The sequence below is a fragment of the Methylocystis silviterrae genome, assembly GCF_013350005.1.
Lineage (GTDB): Bacteria > Pseudomonadota > Alphaproteobacteria > Rhizobiales > Beijerinckiaceae > Methylocystis > Methylocystis silviterrae.
Window position 1 is genome coordinate 52082 of sequence record NZ_JABVWW010000010.1, and the last position, 15317, is coordinate 67398.

Annotated in this window: 19 protein-coding genes; 11 read left to right on the forward strand and 8 right to left on the reverse strand. The window is 64.1% G+C overall.

All coding sequences use genetic code 11. The features are described from left to right. Nucleotides 1–73: 73 nt before the first annotated feature. Nucleotides 74–1054 (reverse strand): methenyltetrahydromethanopterin cyclohydrolase, encoded by a 981-nt coding sequence (mch, locus tag HUN39_RS12015; protein WP_175094741.1) that lies wholly within the window; start codon nucleotides 1052–1054, stop codon nucleotides 74–76. A 342-nt stretch (nucleotides 1055–1396) separates the two neighbouring features. On the opposite strand from mch, the gene HUN39_RS12020 reads away from it, so the two are divergent. From HUN39_RS12020 to HUN39_RS12045, 6 genes are all read left to right on the forward strand, one after another. After that, the gene (locus HUN39_RS12020; protein ID WP_175094742.1) at nucleotides 1397–1558 is read left to right on the forward strand and encodes a hypothetical protein; all 162 of its coding nucleotides are present in this window, start codon (nucleotides 1397–1399) and stop codon (nucleotides 1556–1558) included. A 325-nt stretch (nucleotides 1559–1883) separates the two neighbouring features. Then, complete coding sequence (locus HUN39_RS12025; protein ID WP_175094743.1) at nucleotides 1884–2162, forward strand: hypothetical protein; 279 nt, start codon at nucleotides 1884–1886, stop codon at nucleotides 2160–2162. Nucleotides 2163–2166: 4 nt separating this feature from the next. Beyond that, nucleotides 2167–2499, forward strand: coding sequence for a putative quinol monooxygenase (locus HUN39_RS12030; protein WP_175094744.1), 333 nt, complete (start codon nucleotides 2167–2169; stop codon nucleotides 2497–2499). Between the two features lie 47 nt (nucleotides 2500–2546). Then, nucleotides 2547–3521 (forward strand): GlxA family transcriptional regulator, encoded by a 975-nt coding sequence (locus HUN39_RS12035; protein ID WP_175094745.1) that lies wholly within the window; start codon nucleotides 2547–2549, stop codon nucleotides 3519–3521. 212 nt (nucleotides 3522–3733) lie between these two features. Next, on the forward strand, nucleotides 3734–4507 hold the full coding sequence (amoC, locus tag HUN39_RS12040; protein WP_175094746.1) for a bacterial ammonia monooxygenase, subunit AmoC: 774 nt from the start codon (nucleotides 3734–3736) through the stop codon (nucleotides 4505–4507). A gap of 200 nt (nucleotides 4508–4707) precedes the next feature. After that, nucleotides 4708–5304 (forward strand): hypothetical protein, encoded by a 597-nt coding sequence (locus HUN39_RS12045; protein ID WP_232366064.1) that lies wholly within the window; start codon nucleotides 4708–4710, stop codon nucleotides 5302–5304. 42 nt (nucleotides 5305–5346) lie between these two features. On the opposite strand, the gene ygfZ is transcribed toward HUN39_RS12045, so the two are convergent. After that, entirely contained in the window at nucleotides 5347–6180 is an 834-nt protein-coding gene (gene ygfZ, locus HUN39_RS12050; RefSeq protein WP_175094747.1) for a CAF17-like 4Fe-4S cluster assembly/insertion protein YgfZ, read from the reverse strand. 104 nt (nucleotides 6181–6284) lie between these two features. Here ygfZ and HUN39_RS12055 point away from each other — a divergent pair, with 104 nt between their 5' ends. The 3 genes from HUN39_RS12055 to HUN39_RS12065 all read left to right on the forward strand — a co-directional run bounded on the left by HUN39_RS12055 (nucleotide 6285) and on the right by HUN39_RS12065 (nucleotide 8282). Beyond that, entirely contained in the window at nucleotides 6285–7610 is a 1326-nt protein-coding gene (locus tag HUN39_RS12055; protein ID WP_175094748.1) for a dihydroorotase, read from the forward strand. 94 nt (nucleotides 7611–7704) lie between these two features. Beyond that, complete coding sequence (locus HUN39_RS12060) at nucleotides 7705–8016, forward strand: plasmid stabilization protein (RefSeq protein WP_175094749.1); 312 nt, start codon at nucleotides 7705–7707, stop codon at nucleotides 8014–8016. A 38-nt stretch (nucleotides 8017–8054) separates the two neighbouring features. Next, nucleotides 8055–8282 carry a hypothetical protein gene (locus HUN39_RS12065; protein WP_175094750.1) on the forward strand — a complete coding sequence of 76 codons (228 nt, stop codon included), beginning with the start codon at nucleotides 8055–8057 and terminating at the stop codon, nucleotides 8280–8282. A gap of 103 nt (nucleotides 8283–8385) precedes the next feature. Here HUN39_RS12065 and HUN39_RS12070 read toward each other — a convergent pair whose 3' ends face one another. Beyond that, a complete protein-coding gene (locus HUN39_RS12070) occupies nucleotides 8386–8967 on the reverse strand; it encodes a hypothetical protein (RefSeq protein ID WP_232366065.1) in 582 nt (193 codons plus the stop codon). A gap of 56 nt (nucleotides 8968–9023) precedes the next feature. Here HUN39_RS12070 and HUN39_RS12075 point away from each other — a divergent pair, with 56 nt between their 5' ends. Continuing rightward, nucleotides 9024–11492 (forward strand): TIGR02302 family protein, encoded by a 2469-nt coding sequence (locus HUN39_RS12075; protein ID WP_175094751.1) that lies wholly within the window; start codon nucleotides 9024–9026, stop codon nucleotides 11490–11492. A 60-nt stretch (nucleotides 11493–11552) separates the two neighbouring features. Next, nucleotides 11553–11753, forward strand: a complete 201-nt coding sequence (locus HUN39_RS12080) for a twin transmembrane helix small protein (protein ID WP_123176941.1) — start codon at nucleotides 11553–11555, stop codon at nucleotides 11751–11753. A 9-nt stretch (nucleotides 11754–11762) separates the two neighbouring features. Here HUN39_RS12080 and HUN39_RS12085 read toward each other — a convergent pair whose 3' ends face one another. The 5 genes from HUN39_RS12085 to HUN39_RS12105 form a co-directional block, all read right to left on the reverse strand. Then, a complete protein-coding gene (locus tag HUN39_RS12085; protein ID WP_232366066.1) occupies nucleotides 11763–12182 on the reverse strand; it encodes a TlpA family protein disulfide reductase in 420 nt (139 codons plus the stop codon). A 230-nt stretch (nucleotides 12183–12412) separates the two neighbouring features. Further along, complete coding sequence (locus HUN39_RS12090; RefSeq protein WP_175094753.1) at nucleotides 12413–13699, reverse strand: sialidase family protein; 1287 nt, start codon at nucleotides 13697–13699, stop codon at nucleotides 12413–12415. A 34-nt stretch (nucleotides 13700–13733) separates the two neighbouring features. Then, nucleotides 13734–14108: an energy transducer TonB family protein gene (locus HUN39_RS19660; protein WP_175094754.1), complete on the reverse strand. Its 375-nt coding sequence runs from the start codon at nucleotides 14106–14108 to the stop codon at nucleotides 13734–13736. 88 nt (nucleotides 14109–14196) lie between these two features. Further along, nucleotides 14197–14718, reverse strand: coding sequence for a hypothetical protein (locus HUN39_RS12100; protein WP_175094755.1), 522 nt, complete (start codon nucleotides 14716–14718; stop codon nucleotides 14197–14199). Between the two features lie 88 nt (nucleotides 14719–14806). Next, nucleotides 14807–15271, reverse strand: coding sequence for an energy transducer TonB family protein (locus HUN39_RS12105; protein ID WP_175094756.1), 465 nt, complete (start codon nucleotides 15269–15271; stop codon nucleotides 14807–14809). Nucleotides 15272–15317: the final 46 nt, after the last annotated feature.

Consider the following 15317-nt stretch of genomic DNA (forward strand, 5'->3'; position numbering starts at 1 on the left):
TATCGTCGCTCAGAGGAGCAGTGGGATCGGATCTATCGAGCAGGTCGAACGCAGTCAAACAACGCCCCGGCGATCACCCGCCAAACGATTTATCGAGCAGCGCCAGATTGATCTCGCCGGCGCGGAAGGTTTCACCCGTCTCGACCGCCGTCACCAGCGCTTCGGCCGGCGAAAACAGGCTGCCGTCGATCTTATAGAAGTCGCCCTTATACGCCTTGAAGATTTCGGCGAACGGCTGGCCATAATCGCGCGACGTGTCGCTCGGCAGCTTCTCGGCGAGCTCCTTGGCGGCGGCGGCCGAGCCCTTCACGAAAAGATGGGCGCGCCCGGCGTATATGATCGCGTCATTGGTCCGGCCCATCGCCTGCACGAAGTCGGGGTGGGGCGGCGAGAGCGGCGCCGTCGCGACGCCGTCGATAATGTCGTCGAGCGGAAAATGCAGCTCATGCGCCTTGTGCAACGCGACTTCGAGCACCCGGCCGACCACCTGAACGCCGCCGGCGAGCGACTGCGTCGGCGCATAAATGAAGGCGACCTTGTCCGGCGTCACGCCCGAGCGCGCGGCGACCTTCTCGACGACTTCCTTGGGCGGCGGAGAGCCGCTTTCGAGGACGATGGTGACGCGGTCGGCGAGATCGCGATACGACAGCTCATCGAAGAGCTTTTCGGCGCGCGCCTGGGCGCGGCCTGGGCCCGACCCGAGAGCGAAGAATTTTTCGTGGCTCAGGCTCCAGCCGGCGTATTGGCTGGCGAGGCAGGCGACGACGGGATCGGCGCTGGCCACGGTCAGCCAAAACGGCCATTTGGGCGCGGCCGGCGCGTGGGAAAGGGTGACGCTGCCAAGTCCGCCCATGCAAATCTCGGTCAGCAGCAGGCCGGCCTCAATGCCGCCCGGCGCCTTGGCGCCGGCGTCGATCAGCAATTCGCCGAGACTGCCGCGCTCGACGGCGATCCGATATTTCGCCGCGCCGGCGACGAGACGGTCGACCAGCGCGCCCGCGAGCGCGTTGACGCTTTCGGTCGTGCGGCCGCTGATGTTCAGGCTTCCGCTCACGTGTGGCCCTTCCCTTCTTTCGCTCTGTGGCGCTGTCCACCCTTGCCCGGCCATTCTAAGCATGCGCCTGCAGCCGGTTCGAGCCCTGAACTTATAGAGCTTTTCCGCCGAAACGAAAGCCGGGCCGCGTCGCAGCACGTCGCGGACGCGAACCGCTTGGCGATGGATTGGCCATGAAGTTTGAGGTCGAAGTCACAAAACTTCAATCTTTGTGGGTTTATTAAGGCAACCAATCGGCGGCTGAAGCGTTGAGCATCGCTTGTGTGTTTCCGCACATCAAGCAGGCGGGTTTTGTACGAAAAATGACCAGAACGATAATTTTTACGCTGGAAGGAAAATCAGATGGACGTGCAGCCGACTGAACGCAACGTTGCCGAGCATACGGCTGGACATCTTGCGTTGACCGACGTGCTTTACGTCGCGCTCGCGATAGCGGTCATTCTCTTCGGCAATATGGCGCTCGTCCGCGCTATGGACGTCGCGCTGGATACTTTGGTTCGCTGATCCTTGCTGCTTCGTCGGTCTTTGAAAGACCACTTGGCGCGGGCTTTTTTGCGTTTTAGGGCTCTGCGACAGCAAAGCCAGTGAGCTAGAATTTTGACTGCGCTGAATTGCAGTGACGCCATAGAACAGGCTCCCATCCTTTCGTAGGCCTTCTCCCGGGCTGCAACATCTCGAAAGAATTCAACGGCCAGGCCCAAACTCCTGACCCGAGTTCGCAGTGGCGCATTCTGCACCGTTTTTGGCAGAACTGGCGTGCTGCGCCGAAACGCGTTGAAACACAGGATCGCGCCACGCTAGTTCCCGTCTTTCATCTGCGGAGGTTGCGATGGTCAAAGCGTCACAACAACACGCCAGAAGCCAGTGGATCAATGTTGACGCCTTGTATGCGGCGGGCGTCTTGATCTGGATCGTCGTCGTCTGGGCATGCGCCTATTACGTCGCAAGTGATGCGATCGCCGATGAATCGGCGGGCGTGGGCGGCAACAGCTTTCTCCTCGCCGCCAGTCTCGCGACGGCGGGATTGATTACGGCTTTTTCCCTTAGAGAGCTTTTTGTCGCCTACAAGCGTTTGGGCGGCAAAGAGGCGCGCAACCAGCGGGAGTAAGGCGATGACCAAGGTTGGATTGTTTGTGACGCTGGAGGCGCAACCCGGAAAAGAAATGCAGCTGGCGCAGTTTTTGATCGGCGCTTTGGAACTGGTCGAGGCCGAGCCCGACACGACCGCTTGGTTTGCGGTTCGCACAGGGCCCTCCACCTTCGCCATCTTCGACGTTTTTCCCGACGAAGAGGGCCGCGCGGCGCATCTTTCCGGCGAAGTCGCGAAAGCGTTGATGGCGAAAGCGCCGGAGCTCCTTGCCAAACCGCCGTCGATCGAGAAGATAGATGTTCTCGCAGATAAACTCCAGGCTGCCCCTGAACTCGTCCGCGGTAACTGCCGCTGAGGAGGGACGGGCCGCTGGCGCAGCTTCGGGCTGCAACGGGCTCGACCATGGAAGTGATCGTCCTCGGTTACGACGGCTGCCTCGGCGCCGGTTTGATCGGCGCCGTGGACATGCTGAAGTTAAGTTGGCTTACGATTTCCAAGGACGAAAATCGCGAGCCGATCAGCGTCTCCACCGCAAGTTTTGATGGACAGCCAATCCAGGACAGTAGCGGTCGTCGACTGGAAGTGGACAGGAGCATTACAGCGATCCCAGCGAGCGCCGTCATTGTTCCTGGCTACCTTTGTGACGACGGTGATCGCTTCCTCGGCACAGCGTCGATCGACGCTGCGGCCGCATGGTTGCGGCGCCAACATGCGCTCGGCGCACTGGTATGCGGCTCGTGCAGCGGCGTATTTTTGCTTGGCGAAGCGGGCCTCCTCGATGGTCGACGCTGCACGACAACCTGGTGGCGACACGATGAATTGAGAGATCGGTATCCACGCGCCGACGCTCTGTGGGGCGCTTCACTGATCGAGGACAATCGAGTCGTCACGGCTGGAGGCCCTATGTCGTGGATAGACCTTTGTCTTCATGTAATACGTTCGCTTTATGGCGTTTCCGCCGCCAAGATCGCCGCCGACTTCACGGTCGTCGACACTGTTCCGTCAACGCAATTTAACTACGTTCCACTTGGTCATTTGGCTGCGTCCGACCCGTTTCTATTGAAGGCTGAACACATTATTCGGCAGGCGGGCGACGCTCCGTTGACCGTGCTAGGCCTCGCGCGTGCGCTCGGCACTTCGGTTCGAACCCTGCACCGCTATCTCCAGCGCGCATCAGGCGAGACGCCGAAGCACTTCATCGAACGGATTCGTTTCGAAGCCACGAGAACCCTGCTCGAAACGACGGCACACACCGTGAAGCGCTTGGCGGCGAGCGCTGGCTATGCTGACGAAGCCAGTTTTCGTCGCGCGTTTTCTCGATATTCAGGTATGACCCCCGGCGCCTACCGGAGATGGGTCCAAGCGCGCCAAAAATAATTGGCGCATCACTTAAGCGCTCGGGCGCAGCATCACTGCAAAACGCCCGCCTTGCGTCCAGGTCGGAGCCTCCCTGTGAAACAGCGCTGTCGCTGTCCGATATAGCCCGACCAATGTCTAATCCGGCGCGCTGCGCTGCGCCGCTTTGCGCGCAATCCTGAAGGCCGCCGAAAAATTATCGTCGTTTTTCGGTCGAACTGAAGGAGAGAAAAATGAGCGTAACCACGCAATCGGCAGCAGGCGCCCTTGATCGCGCCGAGCCGATCGTCGAATTGAAGGGAATGTGGATCGGGCTTGCGGTGCTCAACGGCTTCTATCTCGTCGTGCGCATCTACGAGCAGATTTACGGCTGGCGGGCCGGGCTCGATTCATTCGCGCCAGAGTTTCAAACCTACTGGATGAGTATCTTGTGGACCGAAATTCCGCTTGAACTCATCTCGGGCATCGGCCTCGCCGGCTGGCTCTGGAAGACGCGCGTTCGCGAGATGTCGACGGTCACGCCGCGGCAGGAAATGAAGGCCATCGTTGATAATGCCGCATGGCTCGTGGTCTATGCGGCGGCGATCTATTGGGGCGCGTCCTTCTTCACGGAGCAGGACGGCACCTGGCACATGACGGTGATTCGCGACACGGACTTCACCCCGTCGCACATCATCGAGTTCTATATGAGCTACCCGATCTACTCGGTGATCGCGGTTGGCGGCTTCTTCTATGCGAAGACGCGTCTTCCGTATTTCTCCAAGGGCTATTCGATTGCCTATCTGATCGTCTCGATCGGACCCTTCATGATCATCCCGAACGTCGGCCTGAATGAGTGGGGCCACACGTTCTGGTTCATGGAAGAACTGTTCGTTGCGCCGCTGCATTGGGGCTTCGTGTTCTTCGGCTGGATGGCGCTCGGCGTGTTCGGAGTCGTGATCCAGCTCCTGCTGAACATCCATCGCGTCATCGGCAAGGACGGCGTCGAGCTGTTGACGGGCGCGTAAGGCTCAAGATGCTCGCGCCGCGACGGCGTTCGGACCTCCTGACGAACGACGGCGCGGCGCGGGAGGAATGCGAAAATCTCCCAGGATCGAACTCATTTCGTCGCCTCTCGTCGTCATTGGCGGCGGGGGGCGATGGACGGCAGGCCCAAAAATGCGGCATTCTCGATTTTCGAAACACGCTGTCGAAGCTGGGCGGAAACATGTTCAGAATTAGGCTGTTCTTCATTCTCCTGGCGGCGATCGGCTTGATCGCCGGCGCGGACGCGCAAGCGGTGCGCAGGGATTCCGCCAAGGCGTTCCAGAAAGTTCGGGAATGCTCGGCCCAGATGGGGCCGGACGTCATTACCTTCAGCTTCTACCAGCCGACGCAATCTAGAAGCCAGTTCTGCGAGGACATTCCCGAAACGGGTCCGACGACGATGGTGATCGACACGTTGCAGGACGAGTTGCGGGACATGACGGTGGAAATCCGCATCGTCGAGGCGGATCCGAAGGGGGACGAAGACGCGGCGCCGAACGAAGCCTATCTCCCCCCCGCGCAGTTCCGGAGCGGGGTCATCCAGCTCGAACACGACTTTAAGCGAAAGGGAGACTTCGTCGCCCTGGTGCGGGCGCGGAGCCCGGATGGCCGCAAGGAATACAACGCACGTTTCGCCTTCTCGGTCGGCCAAGAGTTTCTGCGCGATTGGACCGCAGTCGCCATCGCCACCGGCGTGGCGCTTGCTCTCGGCGCAGGCTGGTACGCACACTCCCTCCGCAGGAAAGCATCCGAGAAGACCAAGCTCGGGAAAGCGTGATGGCGCCTCATTCGCTGCACTGAACCGGCTTCCGTCGCATCTTTATGGCGGCGGCTTATCTGGCGTCTCAAAAGACAAATCCGCCCCCGCCGCCACGGGCGTCGCGCCTGCCGCCAGGGCGTCGCCGAGACGGTCGAGACGGATCAAGGCGAGACCCTCTTCATGAAGGCGCGAGCCGGTGACGCCGATTTCAACGTCGCCGGCGCGGATCGTTTCGCCCGGCGCGGGCGCGCCGCCTTCCGCGCGATATTTCGTGACCCGTTTGCGCACCAGGCCGCGGTGCTTCATCCGCGACACCACTTCCTGCCCGACATAGCAGCCCTTCTTGAAATCGAGCCCCGCGAGCAGATCCATATTGGCTTCGTGAGGAAAGGTTGCGCCATAGTCGAAATCGACGCCGCCAAGCGGCACGCCGGCATGGATGCGCCGGGCCTCGTAGGCGCTCCGCCCGTCTGCCGTCGGTATCTTGCCTTTTGCCGCGATGGCGCGGAATCCGAGCGGGCCGCGCGGATCGGCGGCGATGGCGACCGCCTCGACGTTCGGCGCTTCGGTCGAGTCGGGAAAGGCGATCGCGTCGAGGTCGCCGCTGCGGTTCGTCACCGTCACTTTCGAACGCAGCTTGTAAATATTCAGACGTTTTTCGAGATCGGCGGAAAGGGCGAGCGGACAATCGAGCAGATAGCCTCCTTCGCCCGCGGCAAAGACCAGAAAATCGAACAAGATCTTGCCCTGTGGCGTCAGCAGCGCGGCGAAGCGCGCCTCGTCCGGCTTGAGCGAGGCGACGTCGTTGGTCACCAGATTATGCAGGAACTTGCCCGCGTCTTCGCCCGCAATCTCGATGATTGCGCGGTCATCGAGCAGAATCGCCGTCGTCATGTTTCTCTTCCGCCTCCGCCGCCAGCTGCTTGAGTCTCGCGCGCCTTTGGCGCATTAGCAACAAAACTCCACCCCGCGACGACATCGCAAGTGAGGCGCCACTCATGCCGCAGGTTTTCGACGTCATCCTCTCCGGCGGCGCGCTCGTCAATCAGGACGGGGAGGGCGCGCGCGACGTCGGCGTCCGCGACGGCAAGATCGCCGAGATCGGCGATCTGTCTCGCGCCTCGGCCGGTGAGACGATCGACTGTCGCGGCCTGCATATTCTGCCCGGCGTCATCGACACGCAGGTGCATTTCCGCGAGCCCGGCGCGCCGCATAAGGAAGACCTTGAATCTGGATCGCGCGGCGCGGTTCTGGGCGGCGTCGTCGGCGTTTTCGACATGCCCAACACCAATCCGCTGACGACGGGCGAAGCGGAGCTCGCCGACAAGGTGGCGCGCGCGAGCGGGCGCATGCATTGCGATTTCGCCTTCTGGGTCGGCGGCACGCATGAGAACGCTCGTGACCTGGGCGAATTGGAGCGGCTTCCCGGCGCGGCGGGGATCAAAGTGTTCATGGGCTCCTCGACCGGCTCGCTGCTCATCGCCGATGACGCCGGCGTCGCCGACGTGCTGTCGCATATCCGCCGGCGCGCCGCCTTTCACAGCGAAGACGAAGACCGGCTGAATCTGCGCAAGTCCCTGCGCATCATCGGCGACCCGTCGTCGCATCCGGTCTGGCGCGACGTCGAAACCGCGGTGCGCGCGACGCGGCGGCTGATGCACATCGCGCGCGAGAAGGGCGCGCTCGTGCATGTGCTGCATGTGACGACGCAAGAAGAGATCGCGCTGCTCGCCGAACATAAGGACATCGCCAGCGTCGAAGTGACGCCGCATCATCTGACGATGGACGACAGCGATTATGCGCGCATCGGGACGCTCGCGCAGATGAATCCGCCGGTGCGGGAGGCGCGCCATCGCGAAGCCCTCTGGCGCGGCGTGGCGCAGGGCGTCGTCGACGTGCTGGGCTCCGACCATGCGCCTCATACGCTGGAAGAGAAGGCCAAGGCTTACCCCAACAGCCCGTCAGGGATGACAGGCGTGCAGACCCTCGTTCCGATGCTGCTCGATCACGTCAACGCCGGCCGATTGACCCTGCAGCGTTTCGTCGACCTGACGAGCGCGGGTCCGGCGCGGCTTTTCGGCATCGCCGGCAAGGGGCGCGTCGCCGTCGGCTATGACGCGGATCTCACCATCGTCGACATGAAGCGGCGCGAGACGATCCGCAACTCCTGGATCGCCTCGCGCGTCGGCTGGACGCCCTATGATGGCAAAGAAGTCGTCGGCTGGCCGGTCGGGACGTTCGTGCGCGGCGCCAAGGTCATGTGGGAAGGCGAACTCGTAACGCCGTCGCAAGGCGCGCCGATGCGCTTCTGGAACGCTCTCTAAGCTCCTTTTGCAAAGTTTGGGCGCACGCCCGGAACATTGAGAACTCGCGCGCGGTTAGTCGCTCATCCCAATTGCGCGCAAAAGGAGATGAGCCATGCCGCAGGGAGACAAGTCGGCCTATACCGACAAGCAGAAACGCAAGGCCGAGCACATCGAGGAAGGCTACGAGAAGCGCGGCGTGCCCGAAAAGGAAGCCGAGCGCCGCGCCTGGGCGACCGTCAACAAGGACGACGGCGGCGGCAAGAAATCGGGGTCCGGCCGCGGCGCCAAGACGGGCAATCCGGCGGCGCACAAGGGCGGCAAGATCGGCGGCGAAGCTTCCGCGTCGCGTCCCGCTTCGGAACGCTCGGCATCCGCCAAGAAGGCCGCCGAAACGCGCAAACGCGATGAACGGCGCGCCAGCTAGCGCGAAGCCATCGCTGCGGAAAGCGACAGGAGAACGCGATGACCGCGCAGAAAGACGTACAGCCGACGAATGAAGGCGAAGGCAGCCGCACCGCCGCTAAAGAATATAACGAGGCGACGAGGAAATTCGTCGAAAGCGGCAAGGTCGACAAGGCGGCGAAAGACGCCGAGCGGGCGATCGAAGGCGACGAGGCGGAAGAATTGAAACGCGCCGAAGATGAAGGCCGCGCGCACGCCGCGCCGCATGAACAGGAGCGCGAAATCTAACTTGATGTTTGCAGCCGGCGGTCGCGCTCAACCTGCCGAACGGCTCTCCAAATCCCGGCGCGGCGATTGCCGCCGCGTCGTCTTGCAACGCTTCGGCGAACTTCTAGTCTTCGCTCCAGAAGTAGTGCCAAACGCCGTCCGACCCGATGCCGATGCGCGTCGCGCGCGGCTTCCCTTCGGCATTGGAGCGTATAAGATCGGCGAAACGCACGCAGCGCCACCTATCGCGCGCCTCGTCCTCATTGGCCGCTGCCTGTGCGCGGCGCGCAAAGGCCGGCCATTCGTAGAGCGTCGTCGGTCCGCGGACGATCTTGACGAATGGCTGCGCAAAAATCGCGCGGATGAGCGAAATCGTCTCGTGGCCCTTGCGATCGAAGGAAAGCGCCTTCAAAATCTCGACGGGATCGGTTCCGGCCTTGAAGGCGCCGCTCTTGGCGAACAGCGGGCGCGTCTCGTTCCAGTCGATCGGAATGCGGAGCGCCTCGACCTCCCCGGTCTCGGTCGCGGCGAGAATTTTGTCGCGGATCTTGGCGACGGGCGCGGGCAGAAGCGCGAGATCGCCGATCGGGGGAGAAATGACGTCGCCGATGACGTCACCCTTGGGTTTGCGGATCATTCCGCAATGATAGCGCGCGCCGGCCTTGATGCGCCAATGCGCTGAATTTGACCATTTTCCTACGGCCAAGATTGTCTGCCCGTAATGAAACCGCCATTGTCATCGGCGCGTCTCTCGGAGAGTAAATGGACGAGCTTCAGCACCAAAATGCGCCCTCGGGGAAAAAGGCCTCGCCGCGTCTCGAGGGGATGCTGCGCCAGTCGGCGCTGGCGATTCTCGCCGAGCGCATCTGGCGGGCCGGCTTGGCGCTCGCCACGATTGTCCTCGTCTTCCTGGCGCTCTCCTGGCTGGGACTTTGGCAGGCCGCGCCGCTCGAGGCGCGCGTCGGCGGCGTGGCGCTCTTCGGCTTCGCCGCGCTCTATGTCGTCGCCCGAGAGTCGGCGCGCGGTTGGCCGCATCGCGCCGCCGCGCTCGAACGGCTGGACCGCGGCGCAGACGCCGCGCTGCGTCCTGCGTCTTCACTCGAGGATCGGCTCGCCAGCCAAAACGCCGACGCGGGCGTCGAGGCGCTCTGGGCGTTGCATCGCCAGCGCCTGGAGACGGCGCTGGCGCAGACGCCTATCGAGGCGCCGCATCCGCGCGTCCCACAGCGCGACCCCTACGCGCTGCGCGCGCTGGCGCTCGTCGCGGCGGTTGCCGCCGGATTCACGGCAGGCGATGAAAAGCGCGCGCGCCTCGGCGCCGCGTTTGACTGGCGCGCTGCCGCGAGCTTCGGGAGTGCCGCGCGCGTCGACGCCTGGCTCGAACCGCCGGCCTACACCGGCCGTCCGCCGATCGTGCTCGCAAAGGAGGGCGACGCGCCCGTCGAGGCGCCGGTCAATTCGACGATGCGCATCCGTCCCCCAGACTCTGGCGTATCCGTCTCCGGCGGACTGGTCGCCGCGCAGGCCGCCGTCGAGGACTCGCAAAAGAGCGCGTCGAAAGAGCAGGCGTTCAAACTCTCTGGCGCGGCGCACGTCTCGCTTTCCGACGGCCGGCGTTTCGATCTCGCGGCGATCCCAGACAAGCCGCCGAGCATCGCTCTGACGGAAAAGCCGCGCAACAATGTTCGGGGCTCGATGACGCTCGCGTTCCGCGCCACGGACGATTACGGCGTCGTCGGCGCCGAAGCGGTCTTTAGCGGCCCGCCCAGCGCGCGACGCGCGCTCTACGAGCCGCCGCGTCTTGCGCTCGCTTTGCCGCCCGGCGGAGGCGGCCAGGGCGAGGCCAAGGCGACAATTGATCTCGCCGACAGTCCTTTCGGCGGCGCGAAGCTCGCGATGCGCCTCGTCGCCAAGGACGCCGCGGACAATGAAGGCGCTTCTGAATCGGTTGAAGTGACTCTGCCGCAGCGCCGCTTCGTCAAGCCGCTCGCGCGCGCGCTCGCCGAACAGAGGCGCATCCTCGCGCTCGATCCGGATTCGCGCTCAAGCGTCCGCGCGGCGCTCGAGGCGCTGTCGATCGCGCCCGAAGCCTTCGATACGCCTGCCGCCGTCCATCTCGGCCTCCGCGAGGCGCGCCGCGGTCTCGAGGGTCCGCGCAGCGACGACGAATTGCGCGGCGTCTGTGAAATGCTGTGGGCGATGGCGCTCGGCCTGGAGGAGGGCGACACCTCGCAAGCGGAGCGCGAACTGCGCGCGGCGGAGCGCGAATTGAAGGATGCGATCGCGCGCGGCGACAGTGAGCAGGACATCGCCAATCGCGCCGAGGAGCTTCGCGCCGCGCTCGATAAATTCCTCCAGCAGCTCGGCAGCCGATTGCCGCCCCCGGGAGCGCCGCTCCAAGAGGCGGAAGGCGGCGCCGACACCGTCACCCCCGACGAGTTGCAGCAGATGCTGGACGAAATGAACAGAGCCATGAAGGCGGGCGACATGGCGCAAGCGCAAAGGCTTCTGGAGGAACTCCAGGACATTCTCGAAAATGTGCAGACGGCGCAGGGCGCGGGCCAGCGTCGCGGGCGCGGACGCGAAATGGCGCGCGCGCTCAACGAACTCGATCAGTTGTCGCGCGAAGAGCAGCAATTGCGCGACGACACCTTCCAGGGGATGAACGCGCCGAGCGATATGGAATCGCGCGGCGCGCGCGGCCATCGTCAGAAGGGCCAGCCGCAGAACGAGGAGCTCAGCGCCGAGCGCCAGCGCCAGCAGGCGCTTCGCGAGCGGCTTGAGCGCCAGCAGGACGCGCTGCGCGAGGGCGGCGTCGAAGCCGCCGAAGAGCTCGACGACGCGCGCCGCGCGATGAAGGAGGCGGAGGACGCGCTCGGCAAGGCCGGCGAAGGCGGCGCCAGGGCGGTCGACGCGCAAGGGCGCGCCGTGCAGGCGTTGCGTAAAGGCGCCGACAGGCTGGCGCAGCAAATGCGCGGCGATGGCGACCAAAACGCTGAAGAAGAGGGCGGGAGCCCGGGCAGGCGCGGGCGCCGCGGCAAGGGCCGCGATCCGCTCGGGCGCGCGTCGGGCGACGGCAATCGTCCCGACGCCTATGGGAAATATGATCCGCTCGGCCTGCCGCCGGCGCAGCGCGCCCATCGCGTGCAGGAAGAGCTGCGCCGCAGGCTCGGTCAGCCTGAGCGCCCGCAGGAAGAGCTCGATTATCTGCAGCGCCTGCTGCGGCGATAAACGCCTTGCCGGCGGGCGCGCGCTTCTCTACAGCGCAGCGGGTAGGGAGACGCGCCGCTCATGCCAAGTTCTTCAAATCTATTGGTCGTCGTCGCCGTCGCGGCGGTGATTCTTGTCGTCGTCGCCGGCTTCATCAATATGTTTCGCGGCGGCGAGGGCGCGCCCGCCCGCTCGCAGAAGCTGATGCGCTGGCGCGTCGGCCTGCAATTGCTGGCGCTTCTCATCGTGCTCGGCGTGCTTTACGCGAGAGGCCGCTGGTAAGCGGCCGCTTCACTTGGCTACGCGCTTCTCCAGCCATTCGACGATGAGCGGATCGTCGACCGCGCCCGTCACCGTCACGACGCCGCCGTCAGGCGCGACGAGCGCCGTAAAGGGCAATTCTCCGCGCCAGGCGCTGTCCGCTTCGAAATAAAGCTTTTCGACAAAATCGTCCGCGAAGCCGTAGTGATCCGCGCGCGAAAGCCCGACCTTCTCGATGCGCGCCTCGGCGCGGGCGCGATCATCGTCGCCGTCGGTGTTGACGAAGACGATGTCGAATCCCTTTTTCTCGGCGGCGATCTTCGCCCATTGCGGCAATTCCACGAGGCAGGGCGGACAGGTCACCGACCAGAAATGCACGACGAGCGGCCTGCCGGCGTGAGCCTTGGTCAATTGCCCGAACGCGCCTCGGCCGTATGGCTTGAAGTCCATGGCGAAGGCGCCTCCTCCTGCAAGGAGGGCGAAGGCGAGGGCGAGTGACATGAGGCGCATTCGGCGAAGACCCATTGGACGATTTTTTTGGTTCTTGTCATTCCCGGCCGGCCGCAGACCCGACCGGGAATCGAGAGGGATGAAGCTCGCGCCGTTGGTCGTTTCAGGAGTCCCGGTCACGCGCAGAGCGCGCGTCGCGAATGACAAAGCAGCGCCCATCCGATTTGGCGTCACTGCGGCGCCGCTGCGCTTTTTTCGTCTCGCGGCAGCGGCATAAGGCGATAGCCTTCCTTATGCGTTAACCAGGATAGATACGCCGCGCCATTATGGGCGATGAGTTCCGGATGGTCGGAGGCGTCCAACGTTTGCGCCATGACGCGCGGCGCGCTCCAGCTCTTGCCGTTGTCGCGCGACATTTGCATGGCGATCGTCGTCGTCGTCCCGTCGAATTCCTTCCAGACGCGATACAGGCGGCCCTTGGCCGCGACCAGCGTTGGATGTCCGGCGGCGCGCGCGTCGTCGCCGAATTTCTCCGGCTCCGAGAAGCTTTTGCCCGCGTCGAGGCTGCGCGCGTAATAGAGTCCCTGGCGCTTCTTGCCCTTTGTGAACCAGACGACATGCCAGGCGCCGCCGGCGTCGACTGCGATCGATGGTCCGTGATGCGGACAGCTGTTGATCGCCCAGTCGTCGTCCGATACGCGCGTCGCCGTCGCTTGCGCGGCGTCCGCGGAAAGCTTCGCGACCATATGGTCGCGAACATTGCCATCTAGCACCTGTCGCCAGGCGAAGACCGGCGTTCCATCCTTGTCGAGCGCGCCTGACATGCGGCAGCATTCGCATGCGTGATCGATGAGGATCGACTTGCCTTTGAAGGTCTTGCCGCCGTCGTCCGAATAGGCGAAGGCGACGCCGCTGCCGAGAAACTCCTTGCCTTCGGCCTTGGCTTTGAGCGCATGCGTCTTGTCGAGCCAGCCGGCGTAGATGCGGCCCTTGCGGTTGACGACGATGCTGTCGAAGCGCTGGCCGCCTTCGCTCAGAAGCGCCCGCGGCGCTGAAAAGCTCTTGCCGCCGTCCGTCGATCGGGCGGTGAAGATCGTGCCGATCATCTGCTTGTCGGGCCGGGTCGTATAAGTCGCGAGCAGCGTTCCGTCTTTGAGCGCGACGATTTTCGGACGCGCGTCGCCATGCGCGTCGATCACGCCGTCGCCGACCGTGGCGATGGCGGTCGGCGCGGAGAACGTCGCGCCATTATCCGAAGAGGCGGCCGCGTAAAGGCTCTTGCCGACGGAGAAGGCGACCCACAGTCGTCCGTCCTTCGCAAAGGCGGGAACGGCGGTCGCCGCGCAATCCACCTTCGCCTCGGCGCAAGCGGCGGCGTGGTGACTCATCGCGGCCGGCGGCGCTGATTGAGCCGGCGGCGCCGCGTCCTTAGGAGAGTCTGCGGACGGCGCGCCTTGTTGCGCGCTTGCGGCGCCCGAGGCCGCGAACGCCAGTAGGGCAAGAGCTAAACGCTTCATTGTTCCTCCCGATCTCATCTGTGTAGCGGCGCCGTCATCTGAAGTTGAACGCTTGTTCGGCTACAAAGCCGCCACCGGGTGGCGGCGGCGCGCGTAAGCCGGAAACGATCTCTTCCGCCTTCCTGGCGTGCAAGTCGCTGCTCGCCTCCAAGACTCTAAACTTTTGCACACTGCCCGACGGATCAATCTCGAACCGAATGCGCACAAAGCCCCGAGCAGGGCGTCGGGGGTCCATTCGGAAGCCTTGCGCCGACCTGTCGAGATAGGTGCGTGCGCGCAAAATTTCCGAAACGCGGGCTGCGTAAGCGACGCGCGCAGCCTCGCGATCCGATGCTGCGCGTGCTGGCGTCGTTCCTATTCCAGCGACGAGCGAGGCAAGAGCCCACGATAGGGGGAGAAGGCGACGCATTTTTCTTCCTTTGCGTTTCACCCTTCTCTCCAATTTTTGGCTCAGCCTCGGAGCGATGTCGCGCGCCTTTCATGTGCGCGCTACTTCGCTAGTGAAATCTGAAACTTTGCACGCCGTCGTAGGAGCCGCCGGGCGGCGGCGGCGCCCGCAGACCGGAGACGATGGAGCGCGCCAATTCGCCGTGCCGTGGCGTCGACGCTGAAACAACGGCGACGCTATTGGGCGCGCCTGCAGCGCCAAGACGAAAGCGAATGACGGCGCTTCCTTCGCCGAGACTCGTCGTGCCCGGCGAGCGCGCCCGGATGAGTTGACCCAGCTTACGCAGATAGGCGCTGTTGTCGGCATGTTTCTTTTTTTCGGCGGCCTTCTCGGCCTTCTCGTCCCGCGCAGCCTTGGGTTTCTGTTCGCGCCCGGCGTCGGTCTTCTCCTCGCGCTTTTCGGTCTTCTCCTCGGATTTCGTATCCTTGCTGTCTTCGCGTTTCGGTTCGGCAGTGTCTTCGGCCTTGGGCTTTTGCGCCTCGTCGAGCGCGCGCGCCGGTCCGCTCGCGCCAAGTGCGCAGGCGAACGCCAATGCAGAAAGACTCAATGTCAGTCGAGAAATGTGCCGCATTTTCTTCTCCTTCGATAAACATGCGCGGGCCTCACGCGCATGGATTCAATTCAGACACGGACCGAAAGTTTTGAACGGCGCGACCGACTCATTTCGGCGTCCCGCGGAACTTGAACGTTTGTCCCACGTCCATCGATCCGCCCGGGGGCGGCGGCGCTTCGACGCTCGACAGGATCTTCTTCACCGTTTCTGAAAGTGCTGGACTTGTCGTTTTGTCGATCGTCACCTTGTCGATCTTGCCTTGCGCGTTGACGTGAAAGCTGGCCGTCACCTCGCCGTCGCCGGCAGGACTTTCCGAAGGGGTTTGCTTGGCGATCGCCGTATAGAGCGCGCCAAGGAACTTGCTCTCCGACATCACCGGAGCGGCGGCGGGCGCGGCTGCCCTTTGCGTAGCCGCGGGCTTTGGCGCCGCGGCGCGCGCCGGCGTCGCGCTCTGCGCTGGCGCTGCGGGTCGCGCAGGCGTGGGCGCCGTTGGCGCGGGCTTCGCGTCCTCGGCATGCGCGCCGCAAGCGGCGAGCGCCGCGGCGATGGTAAGCAATCGCGCGAGCTTCATCAGACCCCCAATAGCCGGAACGATCTCAGGCGGCGGGCGCGAGCGT

What these genes read in the sequence shown, in the direction of transcription:
- HUN39_RS12055 (WP_175094748.1), top strand. Translation starts at nt 6,285, where the DNA reads ATGCCGCAGGTTTTCGACGTCATCCTCTCCGGCGGCGCGCTCGTCAAT.
- HUN39_RS12075 (WP_175094751.1), top strand. Translation starts at nt 9,024, where the DNA reads ATGGACGAGCTTCAGCACCAAAATGCGCCCTCGGGGAAAAAGGCCTCG.
- HUN39_RS12045 (WP_232366064.1), top strand. Translation starts at nt 4,708, where the DNA reads ATGTTCAGAATTAGGCTGTTCTTCATTCTCCTGGCGGCGATCGGCTTG.
- HUN39_RS12020 (WP_175094742.1), top strand. Translation starts at nt 1,397, where the DNA reads ATGGACGTGCAGCCGACTGAACGCAACGTTGCCGAGCATACGGCTGGA.
- HUN39_RS12030 (WP_175094744.1), top strand. Translation starts at nt 2,167, where the DNA reads ATGACCAAGGTTGGATTGTTTGTGACGCTGGAGGCGCAACCCGGAAAA.
- HUN39_RS19660 (WP_175094754.1), bottom strand. Translation starts at nt 14,108, where the DNA reads ATGCGTCGCCTTCTCCCCCTATCGTGGGCTCTTGCCTCGCTCGTCGCT.
- HUN39_RS12035 (WP_175094745.1), top strand. Translation starts at nt 2,547, where the DNA reads ATGGAAGTGATCGTCCTCGGTTACGACGGCTGCCTCGGCGCCGGTTTG.
- HUN39_RS12085 (WP_232366066.1), bottom strand. Translation starts at nt 12,182, where the DNA reads ATGGACTTCAAGCCATACGGCCGAGGCGCGTTCGGGCAATTGACCAAG.
- HUN39_RS12080 (WP_123176941.1), top strand. Translation starts at nt 11,553, where the DNA reads ATGCCAAGTTCTTCAAATCTATTGGTCGTCGTCGCCGTCGCGGCGGTG.
- amoC (WP_175094746.1), top strand. Translation starts at nt 3,734, where the DNA reads ATGAGCGTAACCACGCAATCGGCAGCAGGCGCCCTTGATCGCGCCGAG.
- ygfZ (WP_175094747.1), bottom strand. Translation starts at nt 6,180, where the DNA reads ATGACGACGGCGATTCTGCTCGATGACCGCGCAATCATCGAGATTGCG.
- HUN39_RS12060 (WP_175094749.1), top strand. Translation starts at nt 7,705, where the DNA reads ATGCCGCAGGGAGACAAGTCGGCCTATACCGACAAGCAGAAACGCAAG.
- HUN39_RS12065 (WP_175094750.1), top strand. Translation starts at nt 8,055, where the DNA reads ATGACCGCGCAGAAAGACGTACAGCCGACGAATGAAGGCGAAGGCAGC.
- HUN39_RS12100 (WP_175094755.1), bottom strand. Translation starts at nt 14,718, where the DNA reads ATGCGGCACATTTCTCGACTGACATTGAGTCTTTCTGCATTGGCGTTC.
- HUN39_RS12105 (WP_175094756.1), bottom strand. Translation starts at nt 15,271, where the DNA reads ATGAAGCTCGCGCGATTGCTTACCATCGCCGCGGCGCTCGCCGCTTGC.
- HUN39_RS12025 (WP_175094743.1), top strand. Translation starts at nt 1,884, where the DNA reads ATGGTCAAAGCGTCACAACAACACGCCAGAAGCCAGTGGATCAATGTT.
- HUN39_RS12090 (WP_175094753.1), bottom strand. Translation starts at nt 13,699, where the DNA reads ATGAAGCGTTTAGCTCTTGCCCTACTGGCGTTCGCGGCCTCGGGCGCC.